The organism is Paenibacillus xylanilyticus (assembly GCF_013359935.1).
Lineage (GTDB): Bacteria > Bacillota > Bacilli > Paenibacillales > Paenibacillaceae > Paenibacillus > Paenibacillus xylanilyticus.
On record NZ_JABMCB010000206.1, the window covers coordinates 24,686 to 40,637 of the forward strand.

The 15,952-nt window shown below is 40.7% G+C and carries 19 protein-coding genes; 16 read left to right on the forward strand and 3 right to left on the reverse strand.

What is annotated here, in order from left to right; genetic code table 11:
• The first annotated feature begins 23 nt into the window (after nucleotides 1-23).
• From HP552_RS31845 to tmk, 15 genes are all read left to right on the forward strand, one after another.
• Nucleotides 24-1,148 carry an ABC transporter permease gene (locus HP552_RS31845; RefSeq protein WP_175399355.1) on the forward strand — a complete coding sequence of 375 codons (1,125 nt, stop codon included), beginning with the start codon at nucleotides 24-26 and terminating at the stop codon, nucleotides 1,146-1,148.
• Complete coding sequence (locus tag HP552_RS31850; protein WP_175399356.1) at nucleotides 1,145-1,822, forward strand: ABC transporter ATP-binding protein; 678 nt, start codon at nucleotides 1,145-1,147, stop codon at nucleotides 1,820-1,822. Before HP552_RS31845 ends, HP552_RS31850 begins: the two co-directional genes overlap by 4 nt.
• A gap of 159 nt (nucleotides 1,823-1,981) precedes the next feature.
• A complete protein-coding gene (locus HP552_RS31855; protein ID WP_175399357.1) occupies nucleotides 1,982-2,521 on the forward strand; it encodes an NUDIX hydrolase in 540 nt (179 codons plus the stop codon).
• Between the two features lie 59 nt (nucleotides 2,522-2,580).
• Complete coding sequence (locus HP552_RS31860; RefSeq protein WP_175399358.1) at nucleotides 2,581-3,090, forward strand: DUF4275 family protein; 510 nt, start codon at nucleotides 2,581-2,583, stop codon at nucleotides 3,088-3,090.
• A 60-nt stretch (nucleotides 3,091-3,150) separates the two neighbouring features.
• Nucleotides 3,151-4,188, forward strand: a complete 1,038-nt coding sequence (locus HP552_RS31865; protein WP_175399359.1) for an alpha/beta fold hydrolase — start codon at nucleotides 3,151-3,153, stop codon at nucleotides 4,186-4,188.
• 26 nt (nucleotides 4,189-4,214) lie between these two features.
• Entirely contained in the window at nucleotides 4,215-4,541 is a 327-nt protein-coding gene (locus tag HP552_RS31870; RefSeq protein ID WP_175399360.1) for a hypothetical protein, read from the forward strand.
• Nucleotides 4,538-5,179, forward strand: coding sequence for a hypothetical protein (locus tag HP552_RS31875; RefSeq protein WP_175399361.1), 642 nt, complete (start codon nucleotides 4,538-4,540; stop codon nucleotides 5,177-5,179). Before HP552_RS31870 ends, HP552_RS31875 begins: the two co-directional genes overlap by 4 nt.
• A 212-nt stretch (nucleotides 5,180-5,391) precedes the next feature.
• A complete protein-coding gene (locus HP552_RS31880) occupies nucleotides 5,392-5,973 on the forward strand; it encodes an alpha/beta hydrolase family protein (protein WP_175399362.1) in 582 nt (193 codons plus the stop codon).
• A 63-nt stretch (nucleotides 5,974-6,036) separates the two neighbouring features.
• Nucleotides 6,037-7,044 carry a phosphotransferase gene (locus HP552_RS31885; RefSeq protein WP_175399363.1) on the forward strand — a complete coding sequence of 336 codons (1,008 nt, stop codon included), beginning with the start codon at nucleotides 6,037-6,039 and terminating at the stop codon, nucleotides 7,042-7,044.
• A 19-nt stretch (nucleotides 7,045-7,063) separates the two neighbouring features.
• Nucleotides 7,064-7,357 (forward strand): RNA polymerase alpha subunit C-terminal domain-containing protein, encoded by a 294-nt coding sequence (locus HP552_RS31890; RefSeq protein WP_175399364.1) that lies wholly within the window; start codon nucleotides 7,064-7,066, stop codon nucleotides 7,355-7,357.
• 434 nt (nucleotides 7,358-7,791) lie between these two features.
• The gene (locus HP552_RS31895) at nucleotides 7,792-8,298 is read left to right on the forward strand and encodes a DUF2569 domain-containing protein (protein WP_175399365.1); all 507 of its coding nucleotides are present in this window, start codon (nucleotides 7,792-7,794) and stop codon (nucleotides 8,296-8,298) included.
• Between the two features lie 188 nt (nucleotides 8,299-8,486).
• A complete protein-coding gene (locus HP552_RS31900; protein WP_246311150.1) occupies nucleotides 8,487-9,107 on the forward strand; it encodes a histidine phosphatase family protein in 621 nt (206 codons plus the stop codon).
• A gap of 223 nt (nucleotides 9,108-9,330) precedes the next feature.
• Nucleotides 9,331-10,098, forward strand: a complete 768-nt coding sequence (locus tag HP552_RS31905; RefSeq protein WP_175399367.1) for a hypothetical protein — start codon at nucleotides 9,331-9,333, stop codon at nucleotides 10,096-10,098.
• A 994-nt stretch (nucleotides 10,099-11,092) separates the two neighbouring features.
• Nucleotides 11,093-11,563, forward strand: a complete 471-nt coding sequence (locus tag HP552_RS31910; protein ID WP_175399368.1) for an NUDIX domain-containing protein — start codon at nucleotides 11,093-11,095, stop codon at nucleotides 11,561-11,563.
• 86 nt (nucleotides 11,564-11,649) lie between these two features.
• Nucleotides 11,650-12,303 carry a dTMP kinase gene (gene tmk / locus HP552_RS31915; RefSeq protein WP_175399369.1) on the forward strand — a complete coding sequence of 218 codons (654 nt, stop codon included), beginning with the start codon at nucleotides 11,650-11,652 and terminating at the stop codon, nucleotides 12,301-12,303.
• Nucleotides 12,304-12,481: 178 nt separating this feature from the next.
• On the opposite strand, the gene HP552_RS31920 is transcribed toward tmk, so the two are convergent.
• From HP552_RS31920 to HP552_RS31930, 3 genes are all read right to left on the reverse strand, one after another.
• Complete coding sequence (locus HP552_RS31920) at nucleotides 12,482-12,901, reverse strand: MerR family transcriptional regulator (RefSeq protein WP_175399370.1); 420 nt, start codon at nucleotides 12,899-12,901, stop codon at nucleotides 12,482-12,484.
• Nucleotides 12,902-12,922: 21 nt separating this feature from the next.
• Nucleotides 12,923-13,654 (reverse strand): SDR family oxidoreductase, encoded by a 732-nt coding sequence (locus HP552_RS31925; RefSeq protein WP_175399371.1) that lies wholly within the window; start codon nucleotides 13,652-13,654, stop codon nucleotides 12,923-12,925.
• A 137-nt stretch (nucleotides 13,655-13,791) separates the two neighbouring features.
• Complete coding sequence (locus tag HP552_RS31930; RefSeq protein WP_175399372.1) at nucleotides 13,792-14,340, reverse strand: hypothetical protein; 549 nt, start codon at nucleotides 14,338-14,340, stop codon at nucleotides 13,792-13,794.
• Nucleotides 14,341-14,688: 348 nt separating this feature from the next.
• Here HP552_RS31930 and HP552_RS31935 point away from each other — a divergent pair, with 348 nt between their 5' ends.
• Nucleotides 14,689-15,195: a DinB family protein gene (locus tag HP552_RS31935; protein WP_175399373.1), complete on the forward strand. Its 507-nt coding sequence runs from the start codon at nucleotides 14,689-14,691 to the stop codon at nucleotides 15,193-15,195.
• Nucleotides 15,196-15,952: the final 757 nt, after the last annotated feature.

Consider the following 15,952-nt stretch of genomic DNA (forward strand, 5'->3'; position numbering starts at 1 on the left):
TTATCAAGAGGAGGTCAGAGAACATGTATTTGGCTATTAGAGAAATGAGGTTTGCCAAAGGGCGGTATGCGTTAATTGCTACAATCATGGTGTTGGTATCATTTCTGGTTTTGTTTGTCACAGGTCTGGCACAGGGGCTGGCGTATGACAACGCGGCTTCGATCAAAAATATGGCAGCATCCCATTTTGTTCTGGAGCAGGACTCGAATCATCGGTTTACCCGTTCCCAGGTGGGTCAGGATCAGCTTGAGCAGACGCGCTCTGTTGTGGGGCAAGAGAATGCCGAACCGCTGGGTGTGAAAATGACAACGGTCAGTCCAGCTGGCGACACGAAGAAGATGGATGTAACGCTATTCATGGTGAACCCGCAAAGCTGGCTGGCTCCAACCGTAACCGAAGGATCTCCAATCACGGATCAGAAGAACGGCCAGGTTGTGGTCGATCAAAAGCTGTCTGAATCCGGCGTGACAATTGGTACGGTACTGGTGGATCAAGCCTCCGGGACAGAATGGACAGTGGGTGGATTTGTGGAAAATGAGTCCTTCAGTCACTCACCGGTTGTGTTTATGAATGAACAGGAATGGCTGGCCATTCAAGGAGGTTCCCGTACTTCGCAAGGAACAGCAGACGCTAATGCTCCGGTATACAATGCGATTGCCATTAAGGATGCAGGTGAGAAGGTAGACAGCCTCAGTACCACTTTGCCAAATACGGAAGTGATTACGAAGTCCGATGCGGTATCGGCCATTCCCGGGTACAAGGAAGAGCAGGGCTCGCTGCTCATGATGATTGCCTTTTTGTTTGTCATCTCGGCGTTTGTACTTGCGGTATTTTTCTACGTCATCACCATTCAGAAAACGAGTCAATTTGGTATTTTGAAAGCCATCGGGACGCGCAATGCGTATCTGGCTGGCAGTGTTTCAATACAAGTATTGCTTCTGTCCGTTGGAAGTTTGGTGATCAGTGTTCTCCTGGTTCAGTTATTTGAATCCATCCTGCCAGCTTCGATGCCGTTTCAATTAGGCTTGTCCACCCTAGCACTGACCTGTGTGTTATTCGTAATGATGTCTATGGCGGGTTCGTTATTTTCGGTGTGGAAGGTTGCCAAAATTGATGCACTTGATGCGATTGGGAGGACAGCAGCATGAGAAATCGACTGGTATTGCAGGGAATTACACAGACTTTTGAAGATGGTGCGGTCAAACGGACGATACTGGATAAGCTGGATCTTGAGGTGGCCGAAGGAGAACTTGTCGCGGTCATGGGACCTTCCGGTTCGGGTAAAAGTACATTTCTGTCCATCGCAGGTGCACTCCTTGAACCGACGGAAGGACGGGTTCTGCTGGATGGCGCATCGATTATGGGCAAAAACAAGCAGGACATCTCTGATATACGGCTTCAGCAGCTGGGATTTATTTTTCAAAGCGCCAATCTCATTCCGTATCTGAAAGTGGAAGAACAACTAATGGTGGTTGCGAAGCTCGCTGGAATGGACAAGAACTTGGCAACGAAACGAGTAGATGAGCTCCTGGAAACGGTTGGGTTAACTCATCGGCGTAAGGCATATGCCGAGAAGCTATCCGGCGGAGAACGCCAGCGGGTTGCCATTGCGAGGGCATTGATGAATGATCCAGCCGTCCTGCTCGCGGATGAACCCACAGCCAGTCTGGATGCGGAACGTGGGCTGGATATTGTGGGCATGATTGCAAAGCTGGTTGCGGAGCAGGGCAAGAGTGCGGTGATGGTTACGCATGATGAGCGGATTTTGCCGCTATGTGATCGGGTTCTCTTTTTGGAAAACGGGAAGCTGATACACAAATAAGTCGTCTTTCTTAGAACGGCGTTAGCCTATTTTCGGTAAAATCAGAAGGTCACGTGTTTCCCAATATGGGAAGGTGGCCTTCTTTCTTCGTTATCATCTATAATGAGAGAAAGAATGAGATGGAAGATTTTACTTTTTCCTAGAGAGGTCGGATAGAGGATGAAGAGTTTGAGTAAAGAACAATTTCCGGCGCTGAGTACGTCGATTCATTGGGGAACGATTGAGGCGGATTTCAGGTTGAACGATATCGTGGACGAAGCGCTAGTGAGCAACGTTAGCATTATTCCGTTCGTCGGGAATCAATGTGTTGTTTTTCAACTGGACAATGGAAAATGGGAGCTGCCGGGTGGGACATTGGAACCTGGAGAACACTATCCGGATGGGTTAAAACGAGAGGTGATGGAGGAGCTGGGCGCGGAACTGCAGTCGTATCAGATTTTCGGTCAATTCCATTGCACATCAGGTGCCTTGGAACCGTATAGACCACATATTCCGCATCCTCATTTTGTAAGACTGATTGGATATGGAGATGTTGAAATTGTCGGTAGTCCGCTGAATCCGGTGGACGGAGAGCAGGTTGTTGCCGTAGAGACGGTAGAGATCGATGAAGCCGTTCGGAGATTCCAGGAGCAAAATAGAAGTGATATTGCGGAGATGTACCAATTAGCTTATGTTCTGCGGGAAGAAGGTAGACGGTAAGGAACAGGATAATGGTCCAGGTCCAAGACACACCTAATTAATTCCAAACGGAGGTCGCAATGATTCGGGAACAAATCAATAAGATGTTAGACGTTTTGCCTGAAAGTGAACTGAATGTGGCGTACTCGCGGATCGAGCTAGTGTACCTTAAGTATATGTTCGAGAAAAATTTGGAGGATAAGGGCGTCCAGGTGACAGAGTTATGCGAGGAATCCGAGGGCATTGCTGAGCAGTGGGATAACGTATTCGCAAGCAATATGGATGACGAGGCAAAAGAAGCTATCTACTACAGCGAATATAAATGGCATATGTTTAGTTATAAGAAACAAGAGTGTTTAACGGGCGATACAGCACGAGATGCCTTTGATGCCGAACTCAAAAATGACTTGTATGTGATGTATCAACACACGCCTTTCATCCAGGGATATGAGAATGCGAATGCAGTCGTTGCAGCGGACTTTGATTCGGAACAGGATATCTATATTTTCGACCGAGAGTTTACCTGGACCTACGTACATACTCACGAAGACATGTGTGGCCCTTATTTTTATAAAGTAAGCAAACCATGACTAACCGTTAACCAGCTGAATTCAATTCAAACGAATCAATGTGCAAAAGGAGACATCCCAATGCGTAAGCAGCTCGTTAAAGTAACTAAACGCTTCATGGTCGTGGTTCTGCTCATTGCAATACTCTCTCTGATATTTCCGACATGGACTCCTGGTATTAAAGGTGAGAATAGCATCAGCACATTAGGACAAGTTGAGATCAATGGTGCCGATCATGAGGTGATGATTCGGGGAACGGATCGGGACAACCCCATCCTGATCTTTGTACACGGTGGTCCAGGCTGCTCCGAAATTCCTTATGTGAGGAAGTACCAAGAGGAGCTGGAAGAGCATTTTACCATTGTACATTATGATCAACGCGGGAGTGGGAAGTCTTATCATTTTTTTGAGGATTATTCGGGTTTGACGACGGATGTGCTCGTAGATGATTTATTGGCTTTAACCGAATATGTGACTGCAGAGCTTGGACAAGAGAAGGTCAGTTTGGTGGGTCATTCATTTGGTACATACATAGGGACTAAAGCTGCTGCCAAGGCACCGGACAAATTCAATGCTTACATCGGTATTGGGCAAGTAGCAGATAACGCGCAGAGTGAGTTGGACAGTCTGGATTATACAATTGCACAAGCGAAGAAGGCTGGTCATTCAGAGGACGCGGCAAGTCTGGAACGCTTACGAAGTTCGATTGAGCGAGGGGATGAGCATACGCCAAGGAATATGGTTCGCAAATACGGCGGTGCAGCCAGACAAATTGATGAAAATCAGGATTATATATTCGGTTTTCTGTTCGGTCCTGAATACAATGCACTTGATGTCATTCGCTATTCCATGGGGATTCAGGCTACACAGGAAATCCTTTTGAATGAAGAATCCGGCCAACACTTACCCGATATCGTAAAAGGGCTGGAGATCCCGACTTATTTTGTTATGGGAAAATACGATTATATGACATCCGTGAATGCGGCGCGGAACTATTTCGCTGTGCTGGAGGCGCCAGTCAAAGATTTTGTGGTATTTGAACATTCGGCCCATTATCCGCAGTTTGAGGAGAAGGAGCAGTTTGCTGCATGGTTGATGGAGATGTATGGGTCTCTCTAAAGATTAAGATATTAGGGGGCTAGTTCGTGGGGGGAATTGACGATCACATTTGGAGACTCATTCTTAGATTAAATTCCAAGGATGTATTGCCCGTATATGGACTTAGAAGAAATTCTAGACACTATCACTTAATAACAGCAATAAATCATTCCATTGGCCTATTAATTAGTGGTTCGTATGGCAATATCGCTGTGTTACTAAATAGAGCATACAAAGAATTGGAAGTTAGAGATTTTGTGGAGACAGACTATATTACGACATGCAAAGAATATCTGGCGTCACTAACCACCTATTTAGTAGAGAATAAATTATTGACTTACGAGGAGCAAGAACTATTAAGGGGACGAATATGATGAAGTCGATTCAGGAAAAACATTCTAAAGTTTATGTGAGAACAAATTCGTACGACCTGTGGTGGGGAGTATATGGACTGAGTCATCTTACAGGCTGGGAGGATATTCGGATCTACAGTGATGCAAACGGCGAGAATAGGATAGGATTTGTATGTATATGTACCAAGAATTATCTTGAACACGGACTAGAGGATATGGAAAGTGATCCGGAGGAGCTTCATTTTGTGAACAGTATCAGAACGTATCTAGCAGATGATCAAATTCACTTTCATTACTACTACGATAATCCATCGGATGAAGACTTTTATGAGTTACCATACACCGATCTTCCTACAAATGAATTAGGAGTAAAACCAAGAGGTTTGGAGATGTGGCATCCGAATCGAGGAATTGATATCGGCGTTATAGAAGAATGTGTAACCTTATTTTGTCGCAAGTTTCTAGATATGGAAGTAGGCGAGATACACTTCAAGGAACCCATTGACCTCAATGAAGCGGTTCAATCATACACAAAACATATGGAGACTTTTAATGGAAATATCGCCTTTTCAGATGATCTGGTTAAGAACATGATGGGGCAATTATCCAAAAGCGAAGAAGAAGTAATGAACATACTAAATCGTAGTGTGGGAAAATAATTTGCAGCATATTTACGATATGCTTTCCTAATAAGCAACCATGGCGAGGGATTATGAAGAGAACAAATGAACATATTATCGCTGGAGTACCTTGTTTACGGATAGATTCATACTTACCGCATCGAGGTACAATCCTGCTATACCATGGTTGGGGTTCCCATGTCCGAGACTACCTGTTCTTTGGATCGATGATCTCCGATTGGGGATACAGAGTGATTATCCCTGAGCTGCCATATCATGGTGAACGTGGCAATCTATCGTATTTTGATAAAGTTATTTTACAACAATACTTTTGGCCAGTCGTGATACAAGCAGTTGAAGAGGCAGGCAGCATTGTCGCAGAAATCCTGAATGCAGACAGTCCTATAGGCATTATTGGGAATTCCGCAGGTGGATTTATTGCAGGTGGAGTTTCCGCGAGTAATTTAGATGTAAAATCTGCAGTGATAACGAATGCCTCTTGTGCCTGGTTAAGGTCTGAGGAGATTTTTCGTGAAAATGATGGGAGAAGTCCGATGAGTGCACTTGAGGTCGGAAACATCATGAAGTATGATCCATTATTTAATATTAACTTTTCTGATGACCAAGCATTACTCTTGCTGCATGGAAGAGAAGACACAACCATTTCTATTGAAAGTCAGCGATACTTTATGGAGCGCATGTCTGGAAAAGGTAATCAAAAATCACTTAAATTCGTCGAGTATGAGGGCGTAAATCATCAAATAACGTTGGGTATGCTGCAAGAGGCAAAAGAGTGGTTAGAGAAACATGTCATGTTGAACGATAACGTTTAGTTCGCAGACTTTTAACAGACACTAATGTGAGATAACAATATATAACGGAAGGTATGTAACGTTATGAGCGATATTCAGTATAATCTGAATTTTGAGAAAATATGCGATCAGTTGCACCTTGGTGAGTTGATAAGCACGCCCAAACCGATATCCGGTGGACACTTACATCGGATGTACGTCATGGAGACAAGAAAAGATAAATATGCAATTAAAGCATTGAATCCACAGATTATGACTAGGCCTGAAGCCATGCAAAATTATATCAATTCAGAAAGAATAGCAAACGTGGCAGCAAACCATATCCCTGGACAACCGGCAAATAGGATTAATAACTCTTCGATCCATAACATAGATAATCAATTCTATCTGATATTTGATTGGATTGATGGTCGAAGTCTAGATCATAGTGAAGTTACCAACGTGCATTGTGATCTAATGGGAACGATTCTTGCGGATATCCACAAGATCAATTTTTCACAACTAAATGTGGATAAGACTCAGATAGATTATTCAAAAGACACCGATTGGGCGTTTTATCTGGACAAAGGGAAAGAAGAGAGTCTGGAATGGTATGAGCTTTTAGATTCAACTATCCAACAGTTGTATGAGTGGAGTGCTAAGGCAAAGAGATCATCGCTACTCCTAACTTCAGATGCAGTGATTAGTCACAGAGATTTGGAACCCAAGAATGTGATGTGGAAGCGGAATAACCCTATTATTATTGATTGGGAATCGGCGGGTTATATAAATCCGATGCATGATCTAGTGGAAACAGCAATTTATTGGTCTATAAATAGTACCGGAAACATAGACAAAGGAAGGTTCTTGGCCTTTATAAATGGATATCGAAAGCACGTGAGTAGATTAAGTGCCAATTGGAGGCTCGTCTTGGAAAATGGACTTATTGGAAAGTTAAACTGGCTGGAATATAGCCTGAAACGTTCGTTGTGGATTGAATGTACAGATCAGGATGAACAGCGAATGGGAACAGCACAAGTCACTTGGACTATAAAGGCTTTAAAACAATATGATAGTATAATCCCAGAGGTTGAGAGTTGGATGGATATCTAATTCAGAAAGGAGTGCCCACATGGTTAACGATAAAGGAAGATCCCGAACCTGTGAACATGGACATACGTACTACAAAAAAAGTGACTGTCCAACTTGTCCCATCTGCGAATCCGAACGGAAACCGAAAGAGGGATTTTTAGCCTTGTTGTCTGCTCCTGCCAGACGTGCCTTGGAGAATGAAGGGATCATAACGTTAGCTAAACTTTCGGAGTATACGGAGAAAGAAATCCTGAAGCTGCATGGCATAGGTCCATCTGCGATGCCAAAGCTTAGACAAGCACTTGAGGGAGAGGGATTGTCATTTACGAGATAATCCCCTCCACTCAAAATGACCCACTAATCCAGACGTGAAACCATTTCCTCGATGGTCACCTCATACAATAAATTCCCTTCACTCAGGAGCTCTTGCCGAGCCTGCTTGAATGGCTTATTGAACTCATTGACCCACTCAATCTTCCTCCCTTCGTCAGTCGTCTAGATTTCTTTCTTGAGAACAAACGTCCCTTTTTGCCCCAACTGCATATGAAGTTGGTTGTTAAATTCTATATCCCATTGTTTACTCTCATAGTATAATAAGGAAGCTGTGTGAATTTTTATGACCGAGGAAGGTGAGATATGCAGCTATATGGAAAACGCCAACATACATAGAACGTACGATAAGTAATGGAGAGAAGCGGCCGTAGAATTTGTGAAATACGTGGAATGATTCATCTCAGAATGACAAAACAGTATAAGGAAGTGTTATCCGTGGAACCACCTATTGAAGAGCAGAAGAGAGACTATCGACCATTGGGCGTATCAGGACTAGGAGGATGGCTGATTCTCATCCAGCTTGGTCTTTTTCTTACGATTATTCTGCTCGTAGTGCAATTGATCCAACAAATCCTGCCTATGTTTACGACAGAAACATGGGAATTGCTGACTTCGAAGCAATCTGATTATTATCATCCGTTATGGGGACCAGTCCTCATTTTTGAAATGGTGTATAACGTGTTATTCCTATTGTTTAGTTTGTATACGGTTTTTGCGTTTTACAATAAAAAAGCGATTTTGCCACGTCTTATGATTATCTTCTATAGTGTCAGTTTGGTCGTTGGCATCATTGATTATCTGTTGTTACTTCAGATTCCGATGGCGAGAGATCTTGAAGATGGAAGTTCGATGAGAGAAATTGCGAAGTCAGTTCTTACTTGTGCGATCTGGATTCCATATTTTATCAAGTCAGTACGAGTTCATAATACTTTTGTAAAATAAATTGTTGTAAGAGCCCCGATCTTGGAATAAAAACCATCTGAGGTCGGGGTTTGTTTTACGAATTCAATCGAAGTTGGCGCGTGGAAAACTGGAGAAAGTGATGGATCCATTCTTGTCTCCTTACATACCAGTGGTTGAGGATCTATACGATCCGTCTAGAGATGATTGAAATACAGATTTAAGGAGGAATGATCTTGAAAATTTTCCTGGTAAGGCATGGTATGGACGAGGAAGGATATCGAGGCGGATGGAGCCAGCGAGGACTCACGGAACAAGGAATTATTCAATCGGGAAAACTGGGCAATTATCTACATCAGCATGCTAAGGAATATGCTATCGATACGATCCTAAGCAGTGATCTTCCTCGTGCAGTACAGACTACAAGGGAGATTGAGAGGAAATTAAATATCCCGGGCAGCTTTGTGAAAGATTGGCGAGAGATGAATAACGGAGTTTTGGCAGGTATGCTCCACGAGGAGGCTGAAGTGAATTACCCAGGAGTTTATTTCAACTCTCTTGAGATGGATTCTCCTTTTCCAGGAGGAGAAAGCCCAAGAAACTTTTATAACAGAATCTGTACATCTTTCGAAATGCTATGCAGAGATATTGAGGAGCAAAAGATAACGTCCAACGTTCTGTTGGTTACGCACGGTGGAGTGATTAACATCCTCTATTATCTGCTCGATAAGCGGGAATGGAGCAATACATCGAGCTTTCATCCTATGGACCATACCAGTGTGCACACGATTGAGAAGGGATTGGAAGGTTGGAGATTTAGCAGCATGAATGTGGTGAGTCATTTGGATTGATTTCTACAAACCATATTGAAGAGGTCTGGAGATCAATAATAGAGGTTAGTTAAAGATGACTAATTTATTTGGCCCGTAAAAGGAAATTCATTTATCTACTAACCATTTTGAGTTATTATTTGAAAATACAGCCATTCTGTTTAAAATACGAATTTTTTTGAAAAACTAAAAGTCACATGAAATGAATAGTATTGATAAATAACATATGTTGGATGGTGTAACAATGTTCACTTATAAAGAATATGGAGAGATAATACAAAGACTCAGAGATACGGGGCTTCCTTTTTTAGATTACAAAGAGATTACTGAAGAGACAAAATCTTTTGTTATTCTCAGACATGATGTTGAATTCTCTTTATCTAGAGCACATAAACTAGCCTATTTTGAGTCGAATCACCTTGATATTAAGTCTTCATATTTCATTCAAATATCGAATAATTGTTATAACCCCTTTTCTGAAGAGAACATAAAAATAATAAGGGATATCCTTCGTATGGGTCATCGAGTTGGATTACACTATCATTTACCAAAGAATAGCACCCATAATATTGTAGAAGGAATAAAAAAAGAAATAGGTATTTTCTCCAATTTTATTGAGACCACGGTAGACCGTTTTTCGTTCCACAGACCCACTAAGGTAGTTTTGTCTTTAGATATAAAAATAGACAACTTAATAAACAGCTGTGCTAGCAGATATTTTAACTACTGCTCTGACAATAATTTAATTAATACCAACAAGTCAAAAATATTTTATCTATCGGATTCTCAACATAAGTGGAAATTCGGGTATCCTAACACAGAGATGCTAGAAGGTGTAGAACGTGTTCAAATTTTAACTCATCCCTACTCTTGGAGTGAGATGGGAGGGGGTTCAGATGATAACTTTGAGAACCTTTTCGTGGAGAAAAAGCAAGAGCTTATGAATTCTATGAATGAGGAATGCAGTCATTTTCCTTATGAAAGGATAAAATTATATGAGAATTTAAAATGATTGATTTCAGGGGATTCAACTAACGGAAAACATGACTTAATATGAGCAACGATCATTGTACAGGCAGTATACTTCCAAGTCGTATCAACAAAAACTTGTTCATTTTTGCTAATTAGACAGTGTCATTAACGTAGAATGGGTCATGTGACGTAGAGGTGGAGTCTGATGAAGTCAAAAAAAGTTAACTTAGTATTCTCAATACTATTCTTAATAGTATTCTTACCTATTATGATCGCTTATTTTGTAATCTATATTAAATTGTTTATTGATACGAATCGGATTGATTCTAGCCCCCAAGCTGCAATAGAAGAATATCTAAACTATGAGACCGATGAATATAAGATCCTTAATCTGACTCTGAAAGAAGAAGAGTTTAGACAATGGATTTATGATCATTGATGAAACTATAGGTGGATATATGAATAAAGTATTACCGAGTAATGATGGGGTAGATCTTCATCGATATTTACCAATAGTGATTGCTGTGTTAATTCACCAGTTCTTCATTTGAAAAAACAAAGAGATCTTCTTTAAAAAGTCTTATTCAGTAGTCTTTATATTTTCATAGCAGTACTAAACTTTATTTATCTCTTATCAATTTATTGATGGTTCAATTTCCGATTGATGTATTAATTGTTCATTAAGCTAATGGGAAACGTTAACTCAATACAATTAAGGAAGCAGCTGACCAATATGACCGGCTGCTTTATTCAACTAACGGACAGGTTACATTATTGTACATAAGCAAAAATATATACTTGACTCTAAAGTACTATAGTGGGTATTATTTCCATATGTTGATGAATAGGAGAATAGACGATGTTAATTTTAGAATTCAAACAATCTCACCATCATGGAAAGCGTTAATTCATTCCTAAAAAAATTTGGGATGGGTTAACGCTATTCGCGCTTCCCATCCTGCGATATATGAACGCGCAGGACTTAGGTCTAGCGCGTTTTTTATTTTTGTTACAAAAGAAATGGAGGAGTAAAAATGGCAATCATGACAGATTCAAGAGGTAACATTTTTTTGGATTTTATTCGTATCGAGTATGATAAGGTCATTACAAGCACACTGGATGCTCCGCTAACACATGCTCTAATTGTCGTGAAATGCCAAGAAAAGTACCTATTTATGCATAATAAATGGAGAAACAACTGGGAACTTCCAGGAGGGATTATTGAAGCTGGAGAGAATGCTCAACAATGTGTAATTAGAGAATTGTTTGAAGAAACCAATCAAAATATTAACACGGCTGAATTCAAAGGGCTAATGAAGTTTAGACTCCAGCCAAGTTTTCATGGACCTGAACGGACAGAGTATGGAGCTCTGTTCAAGGGTGAACTGTACCAACTTGATGATTTTATTGAAAATAATGAGTCTTCTTCAATTATCCTTTGGGATGGTAAATCAGAGATTGGCGATATCGCAGAAATAGATAGGAAGTTAATTGAATTCGTGTGATCTGTGTCGTTTAGCAAATGGTTCGGCATCAGTTTCTGTGGATATTAGCAATAAGGCCCAATTGATTGATATAGGGAGTGAAAGTTATGTTTCCAGCATTAAGTCCAATAACAAAAGAATATCAAGGTAGATTATTTGTTTTTGAGGGTGTCGATGGCTCTGGAAAGACCACAATGATTGAGATGCTTGCAGGTAAGTTTCGAAACGAAGGTAGAGAAGTTCTCATAACTATGCAGCCAACGCCAGAAATGAGGCAGCTGCATATTTTTAAAACTTTTATTTATAAACCGGACAAACGACATCTTGTCGACTATAATGCGCTGCAGATGTATATGATAGCAGATCGTATTCAACATTATAAAGAAGTCATAGAGCCTGCTCTCCGTAAAGGGGGTTATGTCATTAGTGATCGTTATATTTTTACGATGCTTGCAACAATGGTAGCACGTGGAAATTCGCCAGAACCATGGTTAAATGAGATACTTCCATCCATCCGTCAACCCCATGCTTCATTTCTTATGGATGTTGATTTAGAAACTAGTATAGCGCGGATAAAACAACGTAAAAGCTTTGAAGATTCCTACGTTGAGCGCGAACACTTGGAGAAGAGTTTGACCAGCTATCGGAGGGTAGGCGAGTGTTACAATATGCATGTGATTTCTTCAGCAGATTTAGGAATTGAGGATGCATTTTCTAAAATAGCTTCTATTGTAGATCAGCTAGAGGTGATTAACTATTGATCGCCTGAGGGAAAGCTACATTCCTTCACATAAAAAGGCCCTTTAACCCATTTTCTTTTTCTTGATTTCACCTTGCAAGAAAAGCGAACATGGATACAGGGCCTTTATGTTTGTCAGATGACATCATCACAGAATACGTAATTTGGTACATTTGGATCGCTGGCGTTGCTATAAGAGCTTATTTTTCTACGGGGTCACAGGCTGAACTGTTTAAGTCCGGATTTACAAGGAACTCGTTATAATTGTTAATTTTGTAATCAATAATCCTTTGTGTCTCCAGTAATCGGTCAATTTCATCCTGAATTTTATTCTTATGTTCGATCAGAATGGAGACTCTCTGAGGGATTGAGGATGTTCCCATTTCGTAAAGCTTTTGGAAATGCTTCATTTCGTTTATTGTCATTCCGGTTGATTTGAGCCTTCGTAAAAAGACCATGCCTATTAATTGATGTTTACTATACCTTCTGTGTCCGTTTGCTTCACGATCGGCATACGGAAGCAAGCCGATTTTCTCATAATAGCGGATGGTATCTTCTGACAGACCCGTGAATTCAGCGGCCTGTTTAATTGAGCTTGCGTTTTCGGGAATGTCGATCACTTTGCTGCACCTCCTGGTCTATTACCACGGTATCACTCCGTTTTCATCAAAGAAACCACCAGTCGGACCATTATTGAGAAGTGTGGCGAGTTTCACGACAATAGAAGCTCCCTGTTCAACGGTACGATAACCCGTATGCCCATTCAAATCCGTAGCAGTGAACCCTGGATCAGCTGAATTTATCTTGATCGGCGTATCTTTTAATTCTTTGGCAAGCAAGACAGTCAGTGCATTGACAGCCGTTTTCGAACTCATGTAGGCGAGCAAATTTACTCCATATTTTTCGGCATCGGATTCCGGGTCATTATTTAAGGTCAAGGAAGACAATCCACTTGAAAGGTTTACAATTCTGCCAGCAGGCGATTTTTTAATCAAAGGAAGCATAGCCTTAGTGACAGAGAACATGCCGAAAACATTTGTCTCATAAGTATTTCTTAGAACGGCCAATTCCAGTTGACTCGGAGGAAGACCCCTATCCAAGCTCACGCCAGCGTTATTAATCAGAACATCAAGCGCTCCATACTGATTTTCAATTCGATTAGCAGCAGATTGAATTGTATCCAGGTCTGTAACGTCAAGCGTTATTGCCTCAGCATTTATGTTCTCATTCTTCAGCGAAGCAGCCGCTTCCAGCCCTTTGGATTGATCCCTTGAACCAATTAAAATTATGAATCCCATCTTGCCCAATTGTCTGGCACTCTCGAACCCGATACCTTTATTTCCACCCGTTATCAAAACAGTCTTTTGGTTCATGATTAAGTCTCCTTGAGGTAAAATTTACTTGCTGAAGATCACGATACATCTTGGAGTACACTCCAAGTCAAGAGCAAAATTTTAGACCGACGGATAGGAGTAAGTATGTATTTTGGCAACTGATCAGTCTAATGACATTAATCAATGGTATAGATGTCCCAATCTCCTTGTTCATTCTGCCGGATCGCATACATCATTTTTACTTCTTCAACCGAATTGGTTGTTGTATCCAGACGTTCACCAAGAACCGTAATATGCACCTGTTTTTTAATAGACGCACTTTTCTCAATGCTTTCAATGCTTGAAAACGTATATTGGAACTGCTCACCATAATAAAAATCCATGGCATCGGCCAGTTGATCATCGACAAAACCGGATCGGTACAGTTTGTGATCATGCTGCACGAGAGCGGTCAGGTTTTTTTCGAGTACATCCAGCGCGGGGCGCTCGTTTTCGTTCAACGGATTTTTAGCTGATTCTAAGTCAATTGCCAATTCAGCTTTAAAACTGGTATTCGACGATGGTTTGGCACTCGTATCTTGCGAATTTGTTGTATCGGTAGCTTCATTCTGAGTCGGTATATTTGTCGATGTGCTTGGTTTATCTTTTGGCAGACTTTCTCCACTACATGCCATCAAAAAAATTAGAGAGACTAATAGTGTAGTCATTACAAATGTTTTTATCACTATATCCCACCTTTTTAAATATTTATAGATTAGACGCTAGGAAGTATGAAAGAGTTACATTAATAAATGTTACACCTGTGGACAGTACAATGGGGATCAAGACCAAGTTCTCCCGTTCACCGTGATGATGCTGTATCATTACGGGACCTCCAGAATTTTGAAGGGAAAATGGGTTTGGATATGGAAGTAAACGAAAGTACAATTGAATAAAATCACATGGTGATTACTACGATTTCGTTACTCCGCTCTCATTCGGTGTTGTTACAATAGGTGGAAGGTCTATCCAGCTAGGTGAAGGATAGCTTCTTAAGAAAACATAAGAGAACAAAAAATCGACTTGAGGTGGTAATGATGACTAGCATAAAGGAAGTTCTACTCGATCAATTGGCTGCTTGTCATGATGATGAAAGTTGGTTTAAATCGTCTAAAACCATTTTAGATGATATATCAGTTGCGGAGGCAACTTGGAAACCTGAGGGTAATTCACATTCCATCTGGGAGATCGCGAATCATCTTATATACTGGAATGAGATGTGGCTAACACGTTTTAGGAACGAAGACATATTTGAGATTAGTATTATAAATAATGAAGAAACTTTTGAAATGGATCGCCTGAAGCTGGATGAAGAAAATTGGCGTAAAACCATTCGACGGTTGAGTAATGGCTTTTCCGAATGGCGTGACAGCATTACTAATTGTGAGATATCAAAACTGGAAGGAAGAATACCTTCCTACTTCAATGCTCAGTGGTGGAATGTTGTTTCAAATTTGTGTATCCATAATGCACATCATATTGGACAAATGATCTTTTTGAAAAAGCTAGTAAGGCTAAACGAGACGGACGTACTTGGGTAACCTATTCAACTAATTTGAAACGTTAGTTGAACTACAGTTAAAAAATTGAGGAGGCAACAATTATATTATGGCCGATGACCTATACCGAAAACTTGTTCCTTTCTTCCTGAAGAAAGATCTGGTCCAGGTAGCAGCTCAGTTTTTTATTTCAGGGATAATCGGAGTTATCTATGGATGTATGTTAATTGACGAAACTATAGGTGGAACTATTAACAAAGTTTTGCCGAGTAGTGATGGTCCGGATCTTCACCTATATTTGCCCGTTGTGATTATTGTGTTAATCTACACATATTTCATTCAAAAAAAAGAAAGAATTTTCCTAGAAAAAATCTCATTCAGTTGTCTTCATATTATCATTGCAATAATAAGCTGTTTTTCCTCTTGTGTAGTTCTACTTTTAATTTAATTCTAATTGGTGTTGCGCTAACAGGAAACGATAGCGCTCAATACAACTAAGCAAGCAGCTGACCAAATGAACTGCACCCCAATTGTTAGACAGTGTCTAGCCAAATGGAGGTGCAGTTCATTTTTGATCGGCTGCTTTTGTTCAACTAATGGGAACGTAACTTTCAATTTCAAATTATAGTAAAGTGGAACTTTTAAACTGCTAGAACTACACTCTTGAGGGAGTGTAGTTTGGATATTCGAGGATATGGGACTACGTTTTATTCGATATTTTGAGATAATACGGAAACTTCCTCTAAGTAAATGCGTATGTAAACCCATATCCAGGAAATAGAAAACTTGGGTATACCGA

What these genes read in the sequence shown, in the direction of transcription:
- HP552_RS31885 (WP_175399363.1), top strand. Translation starts at nt 6,037, where the DNA reads ATGAGCGATATTCAGTATAATCTGAATTTTGAGAAAATATGCGATCAG.
- HP552_RS31890 (WP_175399364.1), top strand. Translation starts at nt 7,064, where the DNA reads ATGGTTAACGATAAAGGAAGATCCCGAACCTGTGAACATGGACATACG.
- HP552_RS31855 (WP_175399357.1), top strand. Translation starts at nt 1,982, where the DNA reads ATGAAGAGTTTGAGTAAAGAACAATTTCCGGCGCTGAGTACGTCGATT.
- HP552_RS31875 (WP_175399361.1), top strand. Translation starts at nt 4,538, where the DNA reads ATGATGAAGTCGATTCAGGAAAAACATTCTAAAGTTTATGTGAGAACA.
- HP552_RS31850 (WP_175399356.1), top strand. Translation starts at nt 1,145, where the DNA reads ATGAGAAATCGACTGGTATTGCAGGGAATTACACAGACTTTTGAAGAT.
- HP552_RS31865 (WP_175399359.1), top strand. Translation starts at nt 3,151, where the DNA reads ATGCGTAAGCAGCTCGTTAAAGTAACTAAACGCTTCATGGTCGTGGTT.
- HP552_RS31925 (WP_175399371.1), bottom strand. Translation starts at nt 13,654, where the DNA reads ATGAACCAAAAGACTGTTTTGATAACGGGTGGAAATAAAGGTATCGGG.
- tmk (WP_175399369.1), top strand. Translation starts at nt 11,650, where the DNA reads ATGTTTCCAGCATTAAGTCCAATAACAAAAGAATATCAAGGTAGATTA.
- HP552_RS31905 (WP_175399367.1), top strand. Translation starts at nt 9,331, where the DNA reads ATGTTCACTTATAAAGAATATGGAGAGATAATACAAAGACTCAGAGAT.
- HP552_RS31900 (WP_246311150.1), top strand. Translation starts at nt 8,487, where the DNA reads ATGATCTTGAAAATTTTCCTGGTAAGGCATGGTATGGACGAGGAAGGA.
- HP552_RS31845 (WP_175399355.1), top strand. Translation starts at nt 24, where the DNA reads ATGTATTTGGCTATTAGAGAAATGAGGTTTGCCAAAGGGCGGTATGCG.
- HP552_RS31910 (WP_175399368.1), top strand. Translation starts at nt 11,093, where the DNA reads ATGGCAATCATGACAGATTCAAGAGGTAACATTTTTTTGGATTTTATT.
- HP552_RS31860 (WP_175399358.1), top strand. Translation starts at nt 2,581, where the DNA reads ATGATTCGGGAACAAATCAATAAGATGTTAGACGTTTTGCCTGAAAGT.
- HP552_RS31935 (WP_175399373.1), top strand. Translation starts at nt 14,689, where the DNA reads ATGATGACTAGCATAAAGGAAGTTCTACTCGATCAATTGGCTGCTTGT.